Consider the following 469-nt stretch of genomic DNA (forward strand, 5'->3'; position numbering starts at 1 on the left):
ATCTATCCATTATGTCTAAGACAGCAATGGATGTTGAAAAAGCGCTAGCGAAACCTAGGCTCGATATAGAAGATTTTAAAGCGCTGATCTCACCAGCCGCAGAACCGTTTTTAGAATCGATGGCACAGCTTTCTTACCAGAGAACAAGACAGCGTTTCGGTTCTACCGTCGGACTATACGTTCCTTTGTACCTATCGAATCTTTGCTCAAACGATTGCACTTATTGTGGTTTCTCCATGAAGAATAAGATTAAGCGTAAGACGCTTGATCTGGACGAGATTGGTTTGGAGATCGATGCGCTTAAGGCAATGAAGTTTGACAGTGTTTTGTTGGTAACGGGAGAACACCAGAGCAAAGTCGGCATGGATTATTTCCGACAAGTACTTCCTGAGATCAAAAAGGATTTCAATTATCTAGCGATGGAAGTACAGCCTCTGGATCAAGAGCAGTACGCCGAACTGAAGACACT

The 469-nt window shown here is 43.3% G+C and carries 1 protein-coding gene; it reads left to right on the top strand.

All coding sequences use genetic code 11. From position 1 onward, the window contains the following. Window positions 1–469 (top strand): radical SAM protein (locus AB4585_RS23365; RefSeq protein WP_372171165.1); only part of this gene is annotated, 469 nt, incomplete at both ends.

The sequence above is a fragment of the Vibrio sp. 10N.222.49.C9 genome (assembly GCF_041474985.1).
GTDB classification, from domain to species: domain Bacteria; phylum Pseudomonadota; class Gammaproteobacteria; order Enterobacterales; family Vibrionaceae; genus Vibrio; species Vibrio crassostreae_C.